This window comes from Bacteroides faecis (assembly GCF_020091505.1).
In the GTDB taxonomy this organism is placed as follows: Bacteria; Bacteroidota; Bacteroidia; order Bacteroidales; family Bacteroidaceae; genus Bacteroides; species Bacteroides faecis.
The window spans coordinates 3,238,874-3,257,068 of record NZ_CP081916.1 but is presented as its reverse complement, the minus strand read 5'-3'; the positions used below and the strand labels follow the sequence as shown (position 1 = coordinate 3,257,068).

At 41.8% G+C, this 18,195-nt stretch carries 14 protein-coding genes; 2 read left to right on the top strand and 12 right to left on the bottom strand.

Annotated features, from left to right (window positions below; translation table 11 throughout):
- Positions 1-63 precede the first annotated feature (63 nt).
- The 7 genes from menB to K6V30_RS12470 all read right to left on the bottom strand — a co-directional run bounded on the left by menB (position 64) and on the right by K6V30_RS12470 (position 8,225).
- Positions 64-888 carry a 1,4-dihydroxy-2-naphthoyl-CoA synthase gene (gene menB, locus K6V30_RS12500; RefSeq protein ID WP_010537387.1) on the bottom strand — a complete coding sequence of 275 codons (825 nt, stop codon included), beginning with the start codon at positions 886-888 and terminating at the stop codon, positions 64-66.
- 3 nt (positions 889-891) lie between these two features.
- Positions 892-2,559: a 2-succinyl-5-enolpyruvyl-6-hydroxy-3-cyclohexene-1-carboxylic-acid synthase gene (gene menD, locus K6V30_RS12495; RefSeq protein ID WP_010537386.1), complete on the bottom strand. Its 1,668-nt coding sequence runs from the start codon at positions 2,557-2,559 to the stop codon at positions 892-894.
- Positions 2,560-2,585: 26 nt separating this feature from the next.
- A complete protein-coding gene (locus tag K6V30_RS12490; protein ID WP_055269908.1) occupies positions 2,586-3,698 on the bottom strand; it encodes an isochorismate synthase in 1,113 nt (370 codons plus the stop codon).
- Positions 3,695-4,927 (bottom strand): Cof-type HAD-IIB family hydrolase, encoded by a 1,233-nt coding sequence (locus K6V30_RS12485; RefSeq protein WP_022300791.1) that lies wholly within the window; start codon positions 4,925-4,927, stop codon positions 3,695-3,697. The genes K6V30_RS12490 and K6V30_RS12485 overlap by 4 nt, the downstream gene beginning before the upstream one ends.
- 84 nt (positions 4,928-5,011) lie before the next feature.
- Complete coding sequence (locus tag K6V30_RS12480) at positions 5,012-5,374, bottom strand: DUF488 domain-containing protein (protein WP_029425452.1); 363 nt, start codon at positions 5,372-5,374, stop codon at positions 5,012-5,014.
- A 72-nt stretch (positions 5,375-5,446) separates the two neighbouring features.
- On the bottom strand, positions 5,447-7,222 hold the full coding sequence (locus K6V30_RS12475) for a helix-turn-helix domain-containing protein (protein ID WP_055269906.1): 1,776 nt from the start codon (positions 7,220-7,222) through the stop codon (positions 5,447-5,449).
- 235 nt (positions 7,223-7,457) lie between these two features.
- Positions 7,458-8,225, bottom strand: a complete 768-nt coding sequence (locus K6V30_RS12470) for a GNAT family N-acetyltransferase (RefSeq protein ID WP_029425451.1) — start codon at positions 8,223-8,225, stop codon at positions 7,458-7,460.
- A 194-nt stretch (positions 8,226-8,419) separates the two neighbouring features.
- On the opposite strand from K6V30_RS12470, the gene K6V30_RS12465 reads away from it, so the two are divergent.
- The gene (locus K6V30_RS12465) at positions 8,420-8,785 is read left to right on the top strand and encodes an MmcQ/YjbR family DNA-binding protein (RefSeq protein ID WP_010537380.1); all 366 of its coding nucleotides are present in this window, start codon (positions 8,420-8,422) and stop codon (positions 8,783-8,785) included.
- A gap of 84 nt (positions 8,786-8,869) precedes the next feature.
- Here K6V30_RS12465 and K6V30_RS12460 read toward each other — a convergent pair whose 3' ends face one another.
- The 5 genes from K6V30_RS12460 to K6V30_RS12440 form a co-directional block, all read right to left on the bottom strand.
- Positions 8,870-10,120 (bottom strand): TolC family protein, encoded by a 1,251-nt coding sequence (locus tag K6V30_RS12460; RefSeq protein WP_010537379.1) that lies wholly within the window; start codon positions 10,118-10,120, stop codon positions 8,870-8,872.
- Positions 10,098-13,205, bottom strand: coding sequence for an efflux RND transporter permease subunit (locus tag K6V30_RS12455; protein WP_055269904.1), 3,108 nt, complete (start codon positions 13,203-13,205; stop codon positions 10,098-10,100). The genes K6V30_RS12460 and K6V30_RS12455 overlap by 23 nt, the downstream gene beginning before the upstream one ends.
- Positions 13,206-13,211: 6 nt before the next feature.
- Positions 13,212-14,321 carry an efflux RND transporter periplasmic adaptor subunit gene (locus K6V30_RS12450; protein ID WP_055269902.1) on the bottom strand — a complete coding sequence of 370 codons (1,110 nt, stop codon included), beginning with the start codon at positions 14,319-14,321 and terminating at the stop codon, positions 13,212-13,214.
- A 220-nt stretch (positions 14,322-14,541) separates the two neighbouring features.
- The gene (gene rlmF, locus K6V30_RS12445; protein WP_055269901.1) at positions 14,542-15,465 is read right to left on the bottom strand and encodes a 23S rRNA (adenine(1618)-N(6))-methyltransferase RlmF; all 924 of its coding nucleotides are present in this window, start codon (positions 15,463-15,465) and stop codon (positions 14,542-14,544) included.
- Between the two features lie 541 nt (positions 15,466-16,006).
- Positions 16,007-16,549: an RNA polymerase sigma-70 factor gene (locus K6V30_RS12440; protein ID WP_055269899.1), complete on the bottom strand. Its 543-nt coding sequence runs from the start codon at positions 16,547-16,549 to the stop codon at positions 16,007-16,009.
- On the opposite strand from K6V30_RS12440, the gene K6V30_RS12435 reads away from it, so the two are divergent.
- Positions 16,512-18,194 (top strand): SusC/RagA family TonB-linked outer membrane protein, encoded by a 1,683-nt coding sequence (locus tag K6V30_RS12435; protein WP_081030856.1) that lies wholly within the window; start codon positions 16,512-16,514, stop codon positions 18,192-18,194. The two genes, K6V30_RS12440 and K6V30_RS12435, sit on opposite strands and share 38 nt — an antisense overlap.
- Position 18,195 lies beyond the last annotated feature (1 nt).

The following is an 18,195-nucleotide window of genomic DNA, read 5'->3' as shown; positions in this document are numbered from 1 at the left end:
TGTTTTTATTTAGCCCGGAAGCTGACCTCATACATCTTTTATAGCATAAATTGTTTTTTTTAATTAAGGGAACTTCGGATATTTCTTAAAGTTGGGTTTGCGTTTCTCCAAGAATGCATTCTTTCCTTCCTGAGCCTCATCTGTCAGATAGTAAAGCAATGTCGCATCTCCTGCCAGTTCCTGAATACCTGCCTGACCATCCAGTTCCGCATTCAGTCCGGCCTTAATCATACGCAAAGCCAACGGACTGAGCAGCATCATTTCTTCCGCCCATTGCACATATTCATCTTCCAGTTGCTCCAATGGGACGACTTTATTCACCAATCCCATATCCAAAGCTTCCTGTGCATTGTACTTGCGGCAGAGGAACCATATCTCGCGTGCCTTTTTCTGTCCTACCACACGCGCCAGATAAGACGCTCCAAATCCGGCATCAAAGCTACCCACGCGAGGGCCGGTCTGTCCGAAGATTGCATTTTCCGAGGCAATGGACAAGTCGCATACCACATGAAGTACATGTCCGCCTCCGATAGCAAAGCCGTTGACAGCAGCAATTACCGGTTTAGGAATACTGCGGATTTGCTTCTGTACATCCAAAACACTCAGACGAGGAACACCGTCCTTGCCTATGTATCCGCCACGCCCTTTCACATTCTGGTCACCACCCGAACAGAAAGCTTTGTCACCGGCACCTGTGATCACTATCACATCAATATCCGCTTCTTCCCGGCAAATACGCAGTGCATCACTCATCTCTGCCGTTGTAGTCGGAGTAAATGCATTTCGATAACGTTCACGGTTAATAGTAATACGGGCAATTCCATTATAGTAATCAAAGAGAATATCTTCGTATTCTCTGATGGTTGTCCATTCTCTTTGTGTTGGCATAATCTATTTTTGTTTTAGTTGATGATAATAATCTTTCAAAATACGCGCATCTTTGTTCTTATTGGTGAATACTTCCATCAGAACCGGTTGTTCCAAGGCCTCCGGTTGTGCGAAGGTCTTCATCGCTTCGGCGAGTTGTTCATCGTTCTCTACCCGTTGGTAAAGGAATCCGCGTTCTTCTGCCCATCCTTTGGCTGATGTTTTATGAACAGCTGTGATGTACTTATGCGAAGTACCCGACATATCCAGTCCGGGTAATGTATGGAATATCTCCCCCCCTCCGTTATTCAACAGAAGAATACGTAAATTGGGACGGACATTGATGTTCCACAAAGCATTCATATCATAGAAGAAGCTAAGATCGCCTATAGCTATAAAATTCAGTTTATCCGAACCTGCGGCATATCCTATTGCCGTAGACAATGATCCTTCGATACCGCTGGTACCCCGATTGCAGCACACTTCAATCGTAGAAGGCAGCGAATACAACTGGGCATAACGGATCACAGAACTGTTTGCCAGATGTAATGCACAGGATTCCGGCAATGCTTTTATCAATGCACCGATAGCCGACATCTCGGAATATCCGAATTCCGGTTCGGGAATGGTCTTACAATAATTTTCCCATACACGAGGATATTCCGGCACACGGTTATCGAGCAAAGGAGCTATTTTCTCCAGAAACTCAAATGGGTCCATTTCGATAACGGTAGTCAGAGAACCATAAAGATCAATCACTTCTCCATCAGCAGATACATGCCAGTGTTCTTTAGGCGGATGTCGGCGAAGATATTTTTTCAATCGCTTGGAAACGACATGTCCACCATAGGTAATCAGCAACTCGGGAGTCATCTGATCGATCTTCTCTTCGGGCATTGCATAAAGCGCCGCATCGAAATTCTTTACCGGAATACCGGGCACTGTCTGATTACCAATGTGCTCCGTCAGCCAGGCGAAGTGTTTATACAATAATTTGGTATGCCGCTTCTCAAACAAGTAAATCAGATTCATCTGACCGACAATCATCATCCGCTTCTGATACCTGTTCAGCCGTTCGATCAGATCATTATAATCCCGGTCGTATACATTCAACCCCTGATAGCGCGTGATAACTCGTACTTCGGGCAGCGATTCCACCGTAAACTGGAATAAGGGTTCGGAAATAGGAATATTAATATGTACCGGACCTTTTCCATGATGGTTCGTCTCCAGCAGAGCTTCATTTACCAGGCGGTTGCAGTACCATTCATCTTCTTCTGTCTGAATCTCCGGCAGGTTTACCGACTTCTTGACCAATGTCTGAAAAACACCGGGTTGTGGCAAAGTCTGTCCGGCCATCTGTCCGATCCAGGCAGCAGGACGATCGGCAGAGATAACGACTAGAGGAATATTCTGATAGTACGCTTCTGCCACAGCAGGATGAAGATTGAGCAACGCCGTACCGGAAGTACAACAAATGGCAGCAGGATGCCCGCCATGCAGTGCAAGACCCATTGCAAAATAACCGGCACTCCGTTCATCCGTCATAGCATAACAAGTAAAACCCGGATGAGTAGACAATGTATGCACAAGAGGTGCATTACGGCTACCGGGGCACAACACTACTTTCGTAATTCCATGCGCCTCAAGCAGTGCAACTAGCTGAAGTATATTTTTCTTATCCGAATACATATTGATAGTGATTAGCTTGTTAGTGATTAATCATTATGGGGGGCAGACACAAGAATACGCCTCATCGTCTGCAATTTTTTTTCCGTTTCCTGCCATTCATCATTCAACTCCGAAGAGGATAACAATCCGCCACCCGCATAAAGTGTCAGCTGTTCGTCTTCAATGTGCATGCAGCGCAGATTCACATATAAATCAGTCCATCCTTCCGGATCGAGCCAGCCTATAAAACCGGAATAGTACTTGCGGTCATATCCTTCATTTTCCAGAATAAACCGATAAGCCTCCTCTTTAGGCAGTCCGCATACGGCAGGAGTCGGATGAAGAACTTTCAGAAGATCGCCCAGATTTCTATTATCTTTCAATGAGAAATGAAAATCGGTTTTCAGATGCGACAAAGCACCGGCATAAGCCGGATAAGGTCCCTTCTCTGTAGAATGAATACCCAACGAGAGAAGCTGGCGACGAATATAAGATGCTACATAATCTTGCTCCTGACGGTTTTTATCATCCCACTCTTGCGGCAGTTTACCATCCAGCAAAGGTTGGGTTCCTGCCAAGGCGACTGTGTTCCATTCATTTTTTTCGCCCGACAATATGATTTCAGGAGTACTTCCCAGCCAAATGCCAGTCTGAGGAGTGTAACACAGATAAATATAAGAATGAATATAGCGTTGACAGGCAGCACGAAAAACGGCTGAAGGGGAAAACTCCGGATGCTTTCCAATAGTAAGACTTCGGGAAAGCACCAGTTTATCAAAAGTAGCATCACGCAAGGCTTCGATAAATGTATGAAAACAGGTCGCATACTTCTCTGAACAAAGGGTTAAAAAAGATTCCTTCGGATAGGTTTGCAAGTTTAGTTCTTCCTCTTCATCCGTATCGGTTTCCACAGGCAGTGGCTGCCCTGTCTTATCCGACTGTATCAATACAATCGGACATGACTTCTCTACACAGAACGGAGCAATCACAAATCCCCTTTGTCCGTTCAGTTCTTTCAAATCGTAAATCAAGCGGACGGCTCCGGTGTCTTCTGTCAACAGACGAGGAAATCTCTCCCCCGGAACACGATAAACAGCAAATGGCTGTTTCCGCTGAATGAGTGCATCAATAGTTGTCAAGTTCTTTTTTTCGTCGGTCATCTTTTTTTCATCACACTGTTGACTACTCGTATGGAGGACACCAGTTTATTGGTTGAAGTAAAAACGTCCACATTCCACACATGGGAAGAACGTCCTTTGTGTACGATCGTCGCTACCGCCCGTACCGTATCACCCTCGTGTGCAGAAGAAATATGATTTCCGCTGACCTGCATTCCTACCACGATTTCATCCGGCTGGCAGAGAATCATCGAGCCAAGTCCGGCAACTGTTTCTCCCAACGCAAGTGTAGCTCCTCCATGCAAAATGCCGAAAGGCTGACGGGTCCGGTGATCTACAGGCATCGTTGCCTCTACGCGGTCTTCATCGGCATATGTATATTGAATACCTAAATTACCCATCAACGCATGGCGTGCCTGCGCATTCAACTGATCCAACGGAATCTCCGCTGCACGAACTTCCGCTATAATTGCCTTCTCGACAGCTACAGCCACTCCGTCTTCCTCATTGGAAGCAGTCACATAGTCCGCACATACCTTTACAGAATCCTGAGAATGCCCCATGGCTACTCCCAATCCGGCCAGTTGAATCATGGTTACATCGCATACCCCATCACCGATAGCTATGACTTCTTCACGCTTCACATCCAGTTGCTCCAATAAAGCACCCAGTGTATTGGCTTTATCAATCGCACATGGTACTACTTCCAGAAAATAAGGTTCGGAACGGAAAACATCCAAAGCACCGTTCAACCGTCTCTTCCAATGTCCTTCCAGACTGACCAACGATTCTTCATCATCGCTGACCAGCATACACTTACAAGGAGCAAAGTCGATTGCCGCAGAAAACTCTTCTTCCTTTATCACTTTCAGGTTATTCAGCCGGGCCTCATTCCGGATATGTTCATTCTCCGGAGTATCTGTAATAATCGTATCATCATGATAAGTGAACAGTGCGAAATTATTCTTTCTTGCCTTCTTTTCCAGATAAGGCAACATTTCCGGATTAATCCGCCGTTCAAACAAAATTTCTCCGTTTTGCGCATTAATTATCTGACAACCATTATAAGAGAGAATAAAACCACCATAATTTCCAAGTTCAAGGGATTTGGCCAAAGGCATCAGACCGTAAGTAGGTCTGCCGGATGCCAGCACGATACGTACTCCCATCTGCTGAACCTTCAGCAAGGCAGCTAACGTACGTTTACTAATTTCTTTTGCATCATTGAGAAGCGTTCCGTCTACATCAAGAACTAATAATTTATACTTCATGGATACACGATTTTGATTTAGATTACAAAGGTAGGAAATTGAGTGAACGACTGAAAGCGGAAAGAGATAAAAATTACTTTAATTTCACTCTTTCAGATGTATTTCCAGATAATCACGAAGGATTCGGGCATGATTGTACACCGGTTCCTTGGACGCATAAAGCAAAGTCACCACCGGATGAGGTTTGATAAGAGTCAGAAAATCGGCAACAGCCTGAGAGGCTTCCAGTTCTTTTTGATACATCACAACAAAGTCATTCCAGTGTCCCGGAATATCCTCATGAAACCAATTGCGCAATGCAGCGGAAGGCGTTATATCTTTTGCCCAGTAGTCGTACTTCAACCATTCTTTTTTAATTCCGCGCGGCCATAGCTTATCTACCAGCACCCGATATCCATCTGTCTCTGAAAAGTCTTCGTACACTCGCTTTATCCTAACTTGCACCATTTCCGTTTATATTTAAGTTTATTGTTAGAATAAACCGGGAAAACGGAAATTTGTTTAACGAAAAAGCCAAAATCAACCTAAGGACTCCTGCGCTTTCTTAAATTCATAGGGAGTCATACCCATTTTTTTCTTAAACATACTATACAAAATAGGCGTACTATTAAACCCGGCTTCATCGGCTATCGCACGAATGGTATAATTGGGATGCCGTTTCAATAATTTAATTGCATAGTTAATACGAAGTTCGTTAACATATCCATTGAAATTGGTTCCGGTATTTTCCTTTATCATCCGGGCAAAGCGCGCATTGTTCAAGTGTACAATCTGAGCCAGATCCTCTCTTGACAGTTCCGGAGAAAGATACAATTGATCCTGAACCACGATACGATTCAAGTCTTTGAAAATTTTCTTATTCTCAGCCTCTTCTTCATCATGGTTTTCGGAAACTTCATCTAAAGACAAATCAATTTTCTCTGATGATTCCTCGTCTGGTTCCAAGTCCAACGGAACAACTACCGGATCTTCAGTTTCCTCCTCTATCAATAATTCATCAGCGTCTTCTTTCCGAGCCAGTTTTTCATTAATAAACTTCGCCAGCATTTTGTTCTTATACTTGACTATCGTGCTATGCCGCCATATCCGCCATAACATAAATAATGTCAGAAAAGTAATGCATCCCAAAAACGCAAGTGATATGTTTCTGACTCTTAGCTGAAAAGTCTGTTCGGCGATATATTCCTCCTGCTCAGTAGCCTTATAAATAGCGTCTAATTCCAAAGCTGCATTTTGTTTATCCTTACTATTTACACTATCAGTAATAGATATAATAGACTCACGCAAAGCGGCTACTTTTTCAAAATCCTTCAGTCCTAAATAAGCTTTTACTTCTTTTTGAAGAATACTAATATACTGTAAGTTAACAGTATCCTGCTGCTGCTGCATAAGCTTCTTAAAATCCTGGCATCGATCTACTACTTTCCGATATTGTTTCGATTTCAACAGATAAGGGATTCCATAGGTTTGACCATCAGGGGTATATGCATTCTTTGTAGACAAATACTGCTGGTAATATTTTTCAGCCTGTTCATACTCTCCTTCCAGATAGCAAATATATGACATTTTAGCATACAAATAAGTATATTGCAAATCCAGAAAGGCTTCATTTTTTTCAGGTAATCGAGCTATACTTTTCAGCAGTTTTTCACGTTTCAGCCCCACCTCCAATGCTTCTTCAGTCCGGGAATCATTTAGCAGATAATCCATTTTCATCCCATAGAAGTATGAAAGCATAGCCATTTCCAATTTGGTTTCCGCACCTTGAAGCTGTTTGATAGCTTTGTCAAAATAATCATACGCCTCTTCCTTGAAAGATAATTGCCATTTATTTTCACCAATACAAAACAGCAACTTACCCTCCGCTCCTTTATCTTTCTCTTTTTGTGCCAATTTAAGACCACCAAGAGCGTATCTCATACTCTCTTTATGATCACTCATCAACAGAGCCAGTTCTGCCAAATCAACTGTCATCTTCAGCAAATGCTTAGGATCTTTCTGAGATATGGAATCTAATAAATATGACTTCCTTGCATACACAAAAGCTAATTTAGTCATATACATATTACGATAAGCCTTACTGCGTAATTCATTTATAATACGCAGAGGCAGAGTCTTTTTACTTTCAGCACCTTCCAACAAATTTAAAGCACGTTCAGGCTCTGACATATAGATCCCATTTATATACTTATAGGTATATAGTGAATCACTTTCCATAGTTTTGTCGGCAAAAAGGAACTGGTTAAACACAAATAAAAACAAACAAACACAAACAACCAAGTGAATACCTTTCATTATAATCCCAATAATTTTATTCCCCAAAAATAAAACATAGTTTTATAAAATGCAAGAATTGAATATATTGGAATGAAGTGAAATAAGAAACATTAGTGATTGTAAAACTATAATTTACTGACTCATCACCATTTGCGCAACCCCATAAAAGTTTAATTTTCAGCCGAATCCGCACATCCTATGGAGACACCACGAAAGTACTGAATAAAAACAACATATACTAAAATATAAGAGATTAGAGTCCTAACGCTTTATCAAACCGCTTGTCAATGCATGCACTTAAGTCAGTCGTGACGAATTTCCCATTATAGAAAAGACTGAATATAGTGGCTGGTGTAGGAGCATCCTGTGCCTGTTCCATCGTCTCTAATCTAATTATTTTCAATGGAATACCTTTACTTTCAGCGACATTCACCAACGAATTACGAACATGAAATTCTGCAAACGGACAACGATGTGTATAGTAAACCACTACTCCTTCTTTATCCGCACATACTCCACTTAATATACAATCTTTAAAAGCTGGATCGGGAGCCGCCGGATTTATCTTCAGAGCCAGAAGGCTGAACCCATAAGGAAGTTTTTCGACTGTTTCGAATCCTTGCCGTAACAGCCATTTCGCATCGCTCATAAAATGAAACTTTGATGTACCAACTACCGTAACCAACCCCTCTTTCCCCTGCGCCCTGGCGTCATCAATGGCGGATTGTAGTAGTGCTTTAGCATGTCCGTGTCCTTTATATTGTCCCGATACCCAAAAGCAGTTTATCATCAAGTAATTAGGAGCAGTCACAGGAATCCACGCCTTTTCGGCAGGGACGTACTCTATAAACACTTTTGCCCGCTCATCAAGCCGTCTGAAAATATAACCATTATCAAACTCTTTTTTCAGCCATGCTTTTTTCAGCTCATAGCTGTCCTTGCATTTCTTATCGGAGAAAGCACAGCAAATGTGTTCTTTTTCTATATTTTCTTTAGTCAGGGTGATATACTTCGCTTCCATCATATTCTATTTATCGGTATATAAATCAAGGACATCTGCTCTTGCAACGGCAAAGATACATAATCAAAAGTAATTAAGCACTGCCCTGTCTCGTCAAAATGACACAGTACTACGGATTAAAGTTTTGGAAACAGATTAGCGGATAAACTTAAATGGGTATATTTGTCTTTTGAAAATACATTAGAGATAATATCATGAATATCGAAGAGTTGAGAGAATATTGCCTGTCTGTAAAAGGGGCGACAGAGTGTATGCCGTTTGACGAAGATACCTTAGTATTTAAAGTGATGGGAAAGATGTTTACCTATACAGGATTGCGACCTAAGAATGGGGAGTTTTGGGCTAATATGAAATGTGACCCTGAAAAATCTACAGAGCTAATGGAGAAGTATAACGGTATCTTTTTCGGGCATCACTCCGATAAAAAATATTGGATAAGTATCTATCTGGAAAGCGATCTGGATGATAAACTTATCAAAGAACTGATTGACCATTCAGTGGAAGAAGTGATCAAAAAGCTTCCTAAAAAAAAGCAAGAGGAATATCACACAATGATTTAGCACAAAAAACGAAGCTGCTGACTGGCAAGTGTATATATCTGACTTTGCTGCTTCTTCCAGCAGCAAAGTCAGATTATTCAACGCTCAAAAACGTATATCCCATATACCGCATGCTTTTTCCAGTGCCACTAACGAAGCAGCATACCCTTTCATTGTTTCCAGATACTCCTGTTGCACCTCGTTGTAAGTACGCTGGGCAACCAGTACATCGAGAATACTTGTTTCTCCCCGTTTGTATTTATATACCATGCCATTGAGTACCTTCTGCGAATCTTCAAGTACCCCGGCTCTATATTGAGCCACCTTTTTCTTCTCAGCCTCATAATAAAACCAAGCCTGAGCTATCTCTGCCTGTATCTGCAATTCCATGTCTCTTTCCATTATTTCCGACTGGGCAATTCGGAATTTTGCAGCTTTTACAGCTCCTTTATTAATATTCGAGAATGTCAGAGGAATGGAGACACCTGCAGTAGTAGAGCGAGCCGGAGGAAGAAAACCTTTCCAGTCTCTTTCATAAGAAACCGAAACTCCGATATTAGGTTTTCGTTCCGCTTTCGTCAGTTTATATTCCCCGGTAGTAAGTTCCGTGCTCTTTTGAGCGACAAGCAGGTCGATACGATTATTTAGTCCTGCTTCGACCAGATCAGACAGGGCAAAGTCTCTGCTCAACTTCTCCCAATTTCCCAAAGGAACATGAAGTGTATCAGCAGCCATTCCCATGTGTTTATTCAACTGAATCAGAGCAGAATGATAGACTGCTTCCTGACTGTAAACAGCATTAAGCAAAGTAAGAGCCTCCAGTTTTGACTGTCGGACATCATTCTCGGTAATCTCTCCCGAAACATAACGCAAACTATCTGACTGACTCAGCTGATACATATACTCATAAGAACTTTTTTGTACTTCAAGCAAGTTGCGCTGAAGAATTGCATCTAGAAAAAGATCGGCAGCTTCCGCCCTCAAATCCTGAAAGCCTTGTTGCAAAACAAGTCTTTCCAACTCCGCCTGGGTCCGTGCCAACTTAATACGTGCCCCTCTTTTATTTCCCAGTTCTAATGAATAAGAAACTCCCAAAGAAAAAGTCTCATTACCCGCTTCAAACTCCAATTCAGGGTCCGGGAATATTTTCCGGGCAACCACTTCTGCATCAGCTATACTTACATTGAGTTTTTCAGCTAAATAACTCAGATTATTTTTTCCTACCCTATTCAGATATTCTTCGAAAGAAATAGACTGAGCCGGCTTTACTTCTGCCATTTGAGCAAAAGCCGGAATAAGCGCAACTTCCACAACTAACAACAGAAGCAGCACATTATAACGTATATTCTTTTTCATCGTTCTTCTTTTTATTTAAAACATTGTTCTCAACCAAATAATAGAAAGCCGGAAGCAGAAACATGGAAACAAGTGTTGAAAACATCAATCCATATACAATCACTGTTGCCAGCGGACGCTGTACGTCACTACCGATTCCTGTTGCCAACGAAGCCGGAAAAAGCCCGAGTATCGTAGTAACCGAAGTCATCAGAATAGGGCGGAAACGTTGACGCGCTCCTTCTATGACCGATTTCCGGAGTTCCATACCTTTTATACGTAATCCATTGATCTGCGATACCATGATAATTCCATTTTGTATGGAAAGTCCGAACATCGCTATAAATCCTACAGCAGAAGATACATTCAGCGTCATACCACGCACATTAAGAGCAAGCATACCTCCGAAAAGTGCTAAAGGGACAATAGATAATACCAGTCCCGCCTGCCGGAATTTTCCGAACGTGGCATAAAGCAGTATAAACATCCCCACCAGTGTCAGTGGTATAATGACGGAGAGACGTGTATAAGCCCGCTTCTGATTTTCGAAAGCACCACCCCATTTGACAGTATATTTATTCTTGTCATAATGTACATTCTCATTGATCGTCGCTTGGGCTTCGTTCAGAAAAGACGCCAGATCACGACCACGCAGATTCAGCTTTACCGTCAGATGCCGTCTGTTCATTTCCCGGGTTATCGTACTCTCCCCAAGACTCAATCTGACATCAGCTACCTGGGAAAGAGGAATTTTAGCACCGGTGGAAGAAGTCAACATAAGTCCGGCTATTTTCTCCGGAGTATTCCGCGCCTCTTCTTTATACTTACAAGTGATGTCATACTGGCGGTCATCCTGATAAAGTTGTGCAATCGCCTTACCTCCGATAGCCACTTCAATCAGATCCGCCACATCAGATACATTTAAGCCATAACGGGCTATGGCATCACGATTCATACTAATCTGTAACTGCGGCAAAGGCGGTTCCTGATCAATATCCAGATCGACAGCACCTTTCACAGTCCCCAACACCCGGGTTATTTCTTCAGCAATACGGCGTGTTTCACGAAAATCTTCGCCATATACTTTCACTACCAGTTCACTATGGGCCCCGGCTATTTTATCCATCACCCCATCTATCATAGGCTGGCTGAAACCGACTTTAAAACCTGAAAGTGACTTGTATTCTTCCTCCAGTTCGTTAATCAAATCTTTTTTAGTTTTTCCCTTCGGCCATTCCCCATAAGGCTTAATGCCGATAGATACCTCAAAGTGAGAAGGAGTGAACGGGTCGGTTCCGTCATCATTTCTTCCTGCTTGTACCATCATATAGGTAACTTCGGAGTACTTCATTGTACGGGCACGCAAGGTATCGGACAACTCCCGTGACTTTTCTACTGAAATTCCGGGTGGCAAATTAACTTGCAGCCAAATTGAACCTTCATCCAACTCCGGAAGAAAGTCTTTTCCTACAACGGCACTCAATACTATGCCTCCTACCAAGACCAGGCTTGATGACATAATGACCTTTGAGGGTGTTTCCAAAATTCCAGTAACGATACAAGTATATTCATCTTTTAGTTTATCCAGCCATTTATTCTTATATATCTTACGTGGTTTACGATATATGGCATAGGCAAGTCCCGGAATCAATAAGAGTGCAACCAAAAGTGCTCCAACCATCGCATAACTCATCGTAAATGCCATTGGGGTGAAAAGCTTGCGTTCTACACGTTCAAAGGCAAATAGCGGAAGATATGCCGTAATAATAACGATGGTCGAGAAAAGAATAGGACGTCCCACTTCTTTGGCACGCTGTGCGATGCTTTTTTCTTCAAGGTATTGTTCTGGATTATCTTCACGTTTCTTGAGGATCGTTTCCAGCATAACAATAGCGCCGTCTACGATAATACCGAAATCAATAGCGCCAAGCGACAGAAGATTAGCCGGAATATCCGTCAGATGCATAAGAATAAAAGCGATAAGTAACGATACAGGAATCGTTATAGAAACCAATAATGCGCCACGCCAGTTACCCAGAAACAATATAAGCACCAGAACTACCAAACCCATCCCCATCAACAAGGTATGAGACACAGTGCTCAAAGTAGTGTCCACCAAATCGGTACGATCCAGAAAAGTGTGTATCTTTGCTCCTTCCGGCAATGTTTCATTATTTAATTCATCAACCGCCGTATGAACAGCTTCCAATACTTTAGACGGATTCTCATGTTTCAGAAGAAGTACGATTCCTTCCAGACTTTCAGAATAGTCGCGGGTACGGTCTGTATACCCCAAAACTCCCTTTCTTTCAAGATTTCCATATTTCAAGGAACCGATGTCATTCAGAAAGACAGGAACTCCGGAAGTGGTACTCACTACAATATGCCCCAAGTCATCCAAGTTCCCGATCAATCCGATTCCCCGGACCACATAACCCAGATCGCCACGATTCAACACACTCCCCCCTACATTGGCATTGTTATTTTCAATAGCTTCAATAACCTGTTTGAGAGATAAATTATATTGTTCCAATTTGGAAGGGTCTATTTCAACCTGAAACTGAGTTGTGATACCGCCGAAATTAGTCACATCGGCTACTCCCGACACTTCTTTGATACGCGGAATAATTACCCAGTTCTGAAGATCGGTTAATTCACGTAATGAATGTTGGTCACTTTCCACGATATAACGGTACACTTCTCCCACAGGGGATGTCAGCGGATCAAGTCCCGAAGTAGCTCCATAGGGTAGTTCTACTTCATTCAACCTTTCCTGTACACGCTGGCGACTCCAATAATCTTCTGTCCCGTCTTTAAAGACAATGGTAATCATCGACAGTCCGAACGTGCTTTTACTTCGCATGACGTGCATACCAGGCAGACCATTAATGGCCCGTTCCAACGGAATAGTAATCTGTTGCTCCACCTCTTCCGCAGCAAGCCCGGGCACCTGAGTGACAACTTGAGAAGTGACATCTGCAATATCCGGATAAGCCTCTATCGAAAGCTGTTTCCATGAGTAATATCCAAAGATACACATCACCACAAACAAGCAAAGCATTACCCATCTTTTCTGTATAATTGAAAGCATTAATTCCTTCTTCATAATTTCTTATTTTAAATAATATCCTCCCTCACTGATTATCTTATCTCCGGGACACAGTCCTTGGCTAATTACAGCTATTCCGTTTTCTGTTGTCTCCACCATCACCGACGTCCGTACAAAAATTGCCGGAGCAATCTGCACAAATACATAACTATCCTTTTCGCCCTGTAATAATGCTTTTTCCGGAATTTGAATTTGTTCGACCGGAGCACTCAGGAAATGCATAGTAGTATACATGCCCAATTTCAAATGTCCGCCCGAATTATCGCAGACCGAAAGCACCTGAATGGAACGGGTTTCTTCATCTACCGCCTCCTCTACGTGATATACATTACCTTTAATAACCGTACCGGGTAATGCTGAAATTTCTATATCCAAACTGCTGCCTTCATTTATAAACCGGATATCTTTTTCCTTTACCTGAGCTGTAATCCAGACCTCCGACAAATCAGCAACGATAGCTATCGGCTCCGTATCATCCTTCAGATACTGGCCCGTAACGATATTATCCTTGATCACGACACCGGAAATAGGAGAACGAACAATCAACGGCTGCCCTAATATCATTTCCCCAAGATTGTCCACTTGATATACCCGTAATGCGGCTGAAGCATTCTCAAACTCCTTATCCGCTATCAATAAAGCATTCTGGGCTTCTTCCAGTTCCTTCTGTGAACTGACGCCATTCTTTATCAGGTCTTCTTTACGTTTCAAGTCTTTTTTCGCTAGTTCCCTCGATGAAACTGCCTGAAAATATTCTTTCTGTGCGGAAGTAAAGTCAGGAGAACTGATTTCAAATAAAGGTGTCCCCTGATGTACCGGTTGTCCGATTCGTACATAAGATTTTGTGACCCTCCCTGCAAATGGAGGAGCAACGTAAGCATAACGGGTAGGAATGGGACGTACCATACCGGATGTTATCACTTTCTTGGAATAGGGTTCCGATTCTGTCTCTGATACTTTGATTTTTTCAAGTAAGAAATGGTCTGTTACATAGACTGTATCACCTTCTATACGACAACCACTTTTTTGCTCTGATTCCTGCTTATTCCCACATGCGGTAAAAAACAATAAACTGCAAACAAAGAACATGTGTAACTCTCTCTTCATCATCATAATCAAACATAAGTTAAGTTAGTAACCGAATTTTCGGACGCAAAGATAGACGGCTTCTTTCGGAGGGCCTGTTAGAGAATAGTTAGAATCCTATTAGAATCTTATTAGAGACCATATTTTTCTTTTTAAAAACAACCTATCTGATTCCAGGAGTGTACACACAAATAAGGGATTGACTAAAAGCCAATCCCTCAACGGATAATATTCCAGAAAAAGTTTTCTATTTCCCAAATCGCCAAGCTAATATTCTGCTACTTTTCGTACCCTGATACATTCGAATAATCTTATATTCCGATGCGTGTACAACTTTCAGTTTAGCATATAGTTTATCCAGATTCTTCTCTTTAGAAACCAAACTCGTAAACCATCCACAATTTACCCGGTATTTCTGACTCTCGGAAATCATATTCAGCAGAAAACGTAATTCTCCACCCTCACACCAAAGTTCATTCGCATTTCCACCGAAATTCAGTTTGGCTTTCTTTACTGTTTCCCCTTTCAGACTACTTAATTTACGTAATGTCCCATCTTCCGCTTCTTCTCTCGAACTATGGAATGGAGGATTGCAAATCGTCACATCAAAATATTCATCGGGAGCGATGATTCCATCAAAAATCTTCCGGTTGTCTTTCTGAAGTCGCAAATCAATCTTATGCGCTAGTACAGGATTACAAGTCACTATCTTTCGTGCATTTTCTATAGATAGCGGATCAATATCAGACCCCACAAATGTCCATCCATACTCAACATGCCCGATAATAGGATAAATACAGTTTGCACCCACACCGATATCCAGACATCTACACTGTCTCCTTGGCTGGTCGTCACATTCTTCTTTTACCATCATATTTACTCCTTCGGGATCAATCAAATCAGCAATATAATGAATATAGTCTGCACGTCCAGGGATAGGTGGACACAAATAGTTCTTGGGAATATCCCAATAGCGGATACCATAATGAGTCACTAGCAACGCTTTGTTTAAAGCTTTCACCGCCTGTGGATTGAAAAAATTTATTGTTTGTTTTCCATAAGGATTAAGCTGCACAAACTTCTTTAATGATGGACAATTTTCCGTCAATAGAGAAAAATCATACTGCCCATTGTGCTTGTTTCTTGGATGTAATTCACTTCTTTCTGCCATGACGGCAAAGATACAGAGAATCTTTCTGTCTGCAAATGACTTTTTAATTCAAATAATGAGGATACAACACACCTTCCTTTTACTTCTTACATAACTTTCCGTCATTCGAGAGACACTATTCAACTTCAAGCATGGTATATACTACTAAACAATAATGTTCTATTTTTAAGATAACATCCAAAATACAGTTGCACTAAAAGTAACAAAACAGAGAATAAAAATGCATAAATAAGTGCAACAATATGCAAATTGTTTTCGTACTGGTTAATCATAAATACCGAAAAGACTAAGTTAAGCACAATGTCTATCTACCAGAGATTTCATTATTCAAATGACAGCTAAAAGAAGTAAAAGCATAGCAATATATTCAGCTTATTCTTTAAATAAAAGAAAGGATGATTTTCATTTTAGCAAATGCAGGCGATTTTCTATTCTTTATTTATCTGCGATACAATCACAGCATTCTCTGATTAATTAAATATTCTTTTTTGAAGAAAGTTCTTTTTTTCTGCGTCTGCGGCCGGAAAAATAAGTTCAACAGTCAACGAACTATCGACATAATACAAACAATTATAGTAGTTAGTAAATCTGCAAGATCTTTACGAAGCAATTTTGTTGCCTGTTGTATACGGTAAGCAATTGTTTTTATTGAAACCCCGGAATCCTCAGCTATTTCTTTATAGCTTTTTTTTGTAAAACGATGCATAACAAAAGCCTCCCGATAGGAAGCAAGCAATGCCTCTATGGCCTCTTTCACTCTTTTCGAAAGTTCCTGAAACTGGTATGCCTCCACGTCATGTATCAGTTTTTCCATCTCTTCATAAAACATAGTATCAGCATGGTTCTTCAGTTGCCTTTGCTTTATACAATTAAGAGATCTATGGTAAACTGATTTGAGTAAATATCTGCCCAAAGAAGTCTTGACCTGAAGCGTCTCGCGATGTTCCCACAGCCATAAAATAGCGTCTCCAGCTATCTCTTTCGACTCTTCATAGTCCACAAACCTATTTCCATACGCACAAAGAATCGGGTAGTATTTTTTTAATATACTATCGAAAGTTACCGAAGGGGCTGAGCGTACCAATTATTTCAATGCAAACATATACAGTGAATACAGCAGATCATTCGCCGATGCACACCATCTGAAAGGAATGGTCGGTTTCCAAGCCGAAGTGAATAAATGGCGGCAGTTACAGGCGTCCAAATTGGACTTGATTTCAGAATCTGTTCCTAATATTAATGCGGCTACGGGTGAATCGACAATCGATAAATCCAAACTGACACATTGGGCTACAGCCGGGTTCTTCGGTCGACTCAATTATGATTATAAAGAACGGTATCTGTTGGAGGTTAATCTCCGGTATGACGGAACTTCACGTTTTGCAAAAGATAAACGCTGGAACTTGTTCCCTTCCTTCTCTGCCGGATGGAATGTGGCACGTGAGGCATTCATGGAATCTACCGGCAATATCATCAATACTCTAAAAATCCGTGGTTCTTGGGGAGAGCTGGGCAACCAGAATACGGAAAATCTATATCCGTATATCCAGTTAATGAAGTTTGTTGCTCAAGATCCTAATTCCCATTGGCTAATCAGCAACAGTCGCCCCAACACAGCGAATGCACCGGATTTGATTTCAGCGTTATTAGGCTGGGAAACCATGCGGTCATGGAATATAGGCTTTGACTTAGGTATGTTGAATAACCGCCTGACCGTAAGCTTCGACTGGTTCAACCGAAAGACGATTAATATGGTAGGACCGGCTCCCGAACTTCCCGTAACTTTAGGGGCGAATGTACCTAAAATGAACAATGCAGATATGCAGTCTACCGGTTTTGAATTAGATTTGGGATGGAGAGATCGTATTAAAGATTTTGATTACGGAGTACACCTGTTACTTTCCGATGACCGTCAGAAAATCTTGAAATATCCTAATACTACAGGCAAAATAGCTACTTGGTATGTCAGTAAATATAACGGTGATATATGGGGATTTGAAACAATTGGCATAACCAAGAGTCAGGAGGAAATGGATGCTCATCTTGCTTCACTTCCGAAAGGTGGACAGGATGCATTGGGAACTAACTGGGGCGCTGGTGATATCATGTATCGGGACCTGAATGGCGACGGTAAGATTTCCGATGGAGCTACCCTTAACGATCCGGGTGACAAAAAGGTCATCGGTAATACTTCTCCACGGTTCCGGTTTGGACTGGATCTAAATGCATCCTGGAAAGGTTTTGATGTACGTTTATTCTTTCAGGGAGTGGCGAAACGTGATGCCTGGCTGAACGACAATATGTTTTGGGGAGCCACAGGGGGTATCTGGCAGTCGGCTTGCTTTACTTCTCATCTTGATTTCTTCCGCGAGGAAGGTGATGATTTCTGGAGCGCTAACAAGAATGCCTATTTCCCGCGTATATTGGTTGACAATTTTGCTAAAAATCAAAAGACGCAAACCCGCTATCTTCAGAATGCTGCCTATATACGGTTGAAGAATCTGCAGATAGGATATACCATACCTGCCCAGATTACTCGTAAAATTGGTATTTCCAACTTACGGGTCTTCTTCTCTGGAGAAAATTTGTTCACCCTTACGGGACTGCCCGAAGGATTTGACCCGGAAACGATTAATACCGGTTATGGAGCGAAGGACGGATCGAACAGTTCGGGAAAGACTTATCCGCTGTCTCATACTTTCTCCACAGGATTTAGTGTTAACTTTTAAT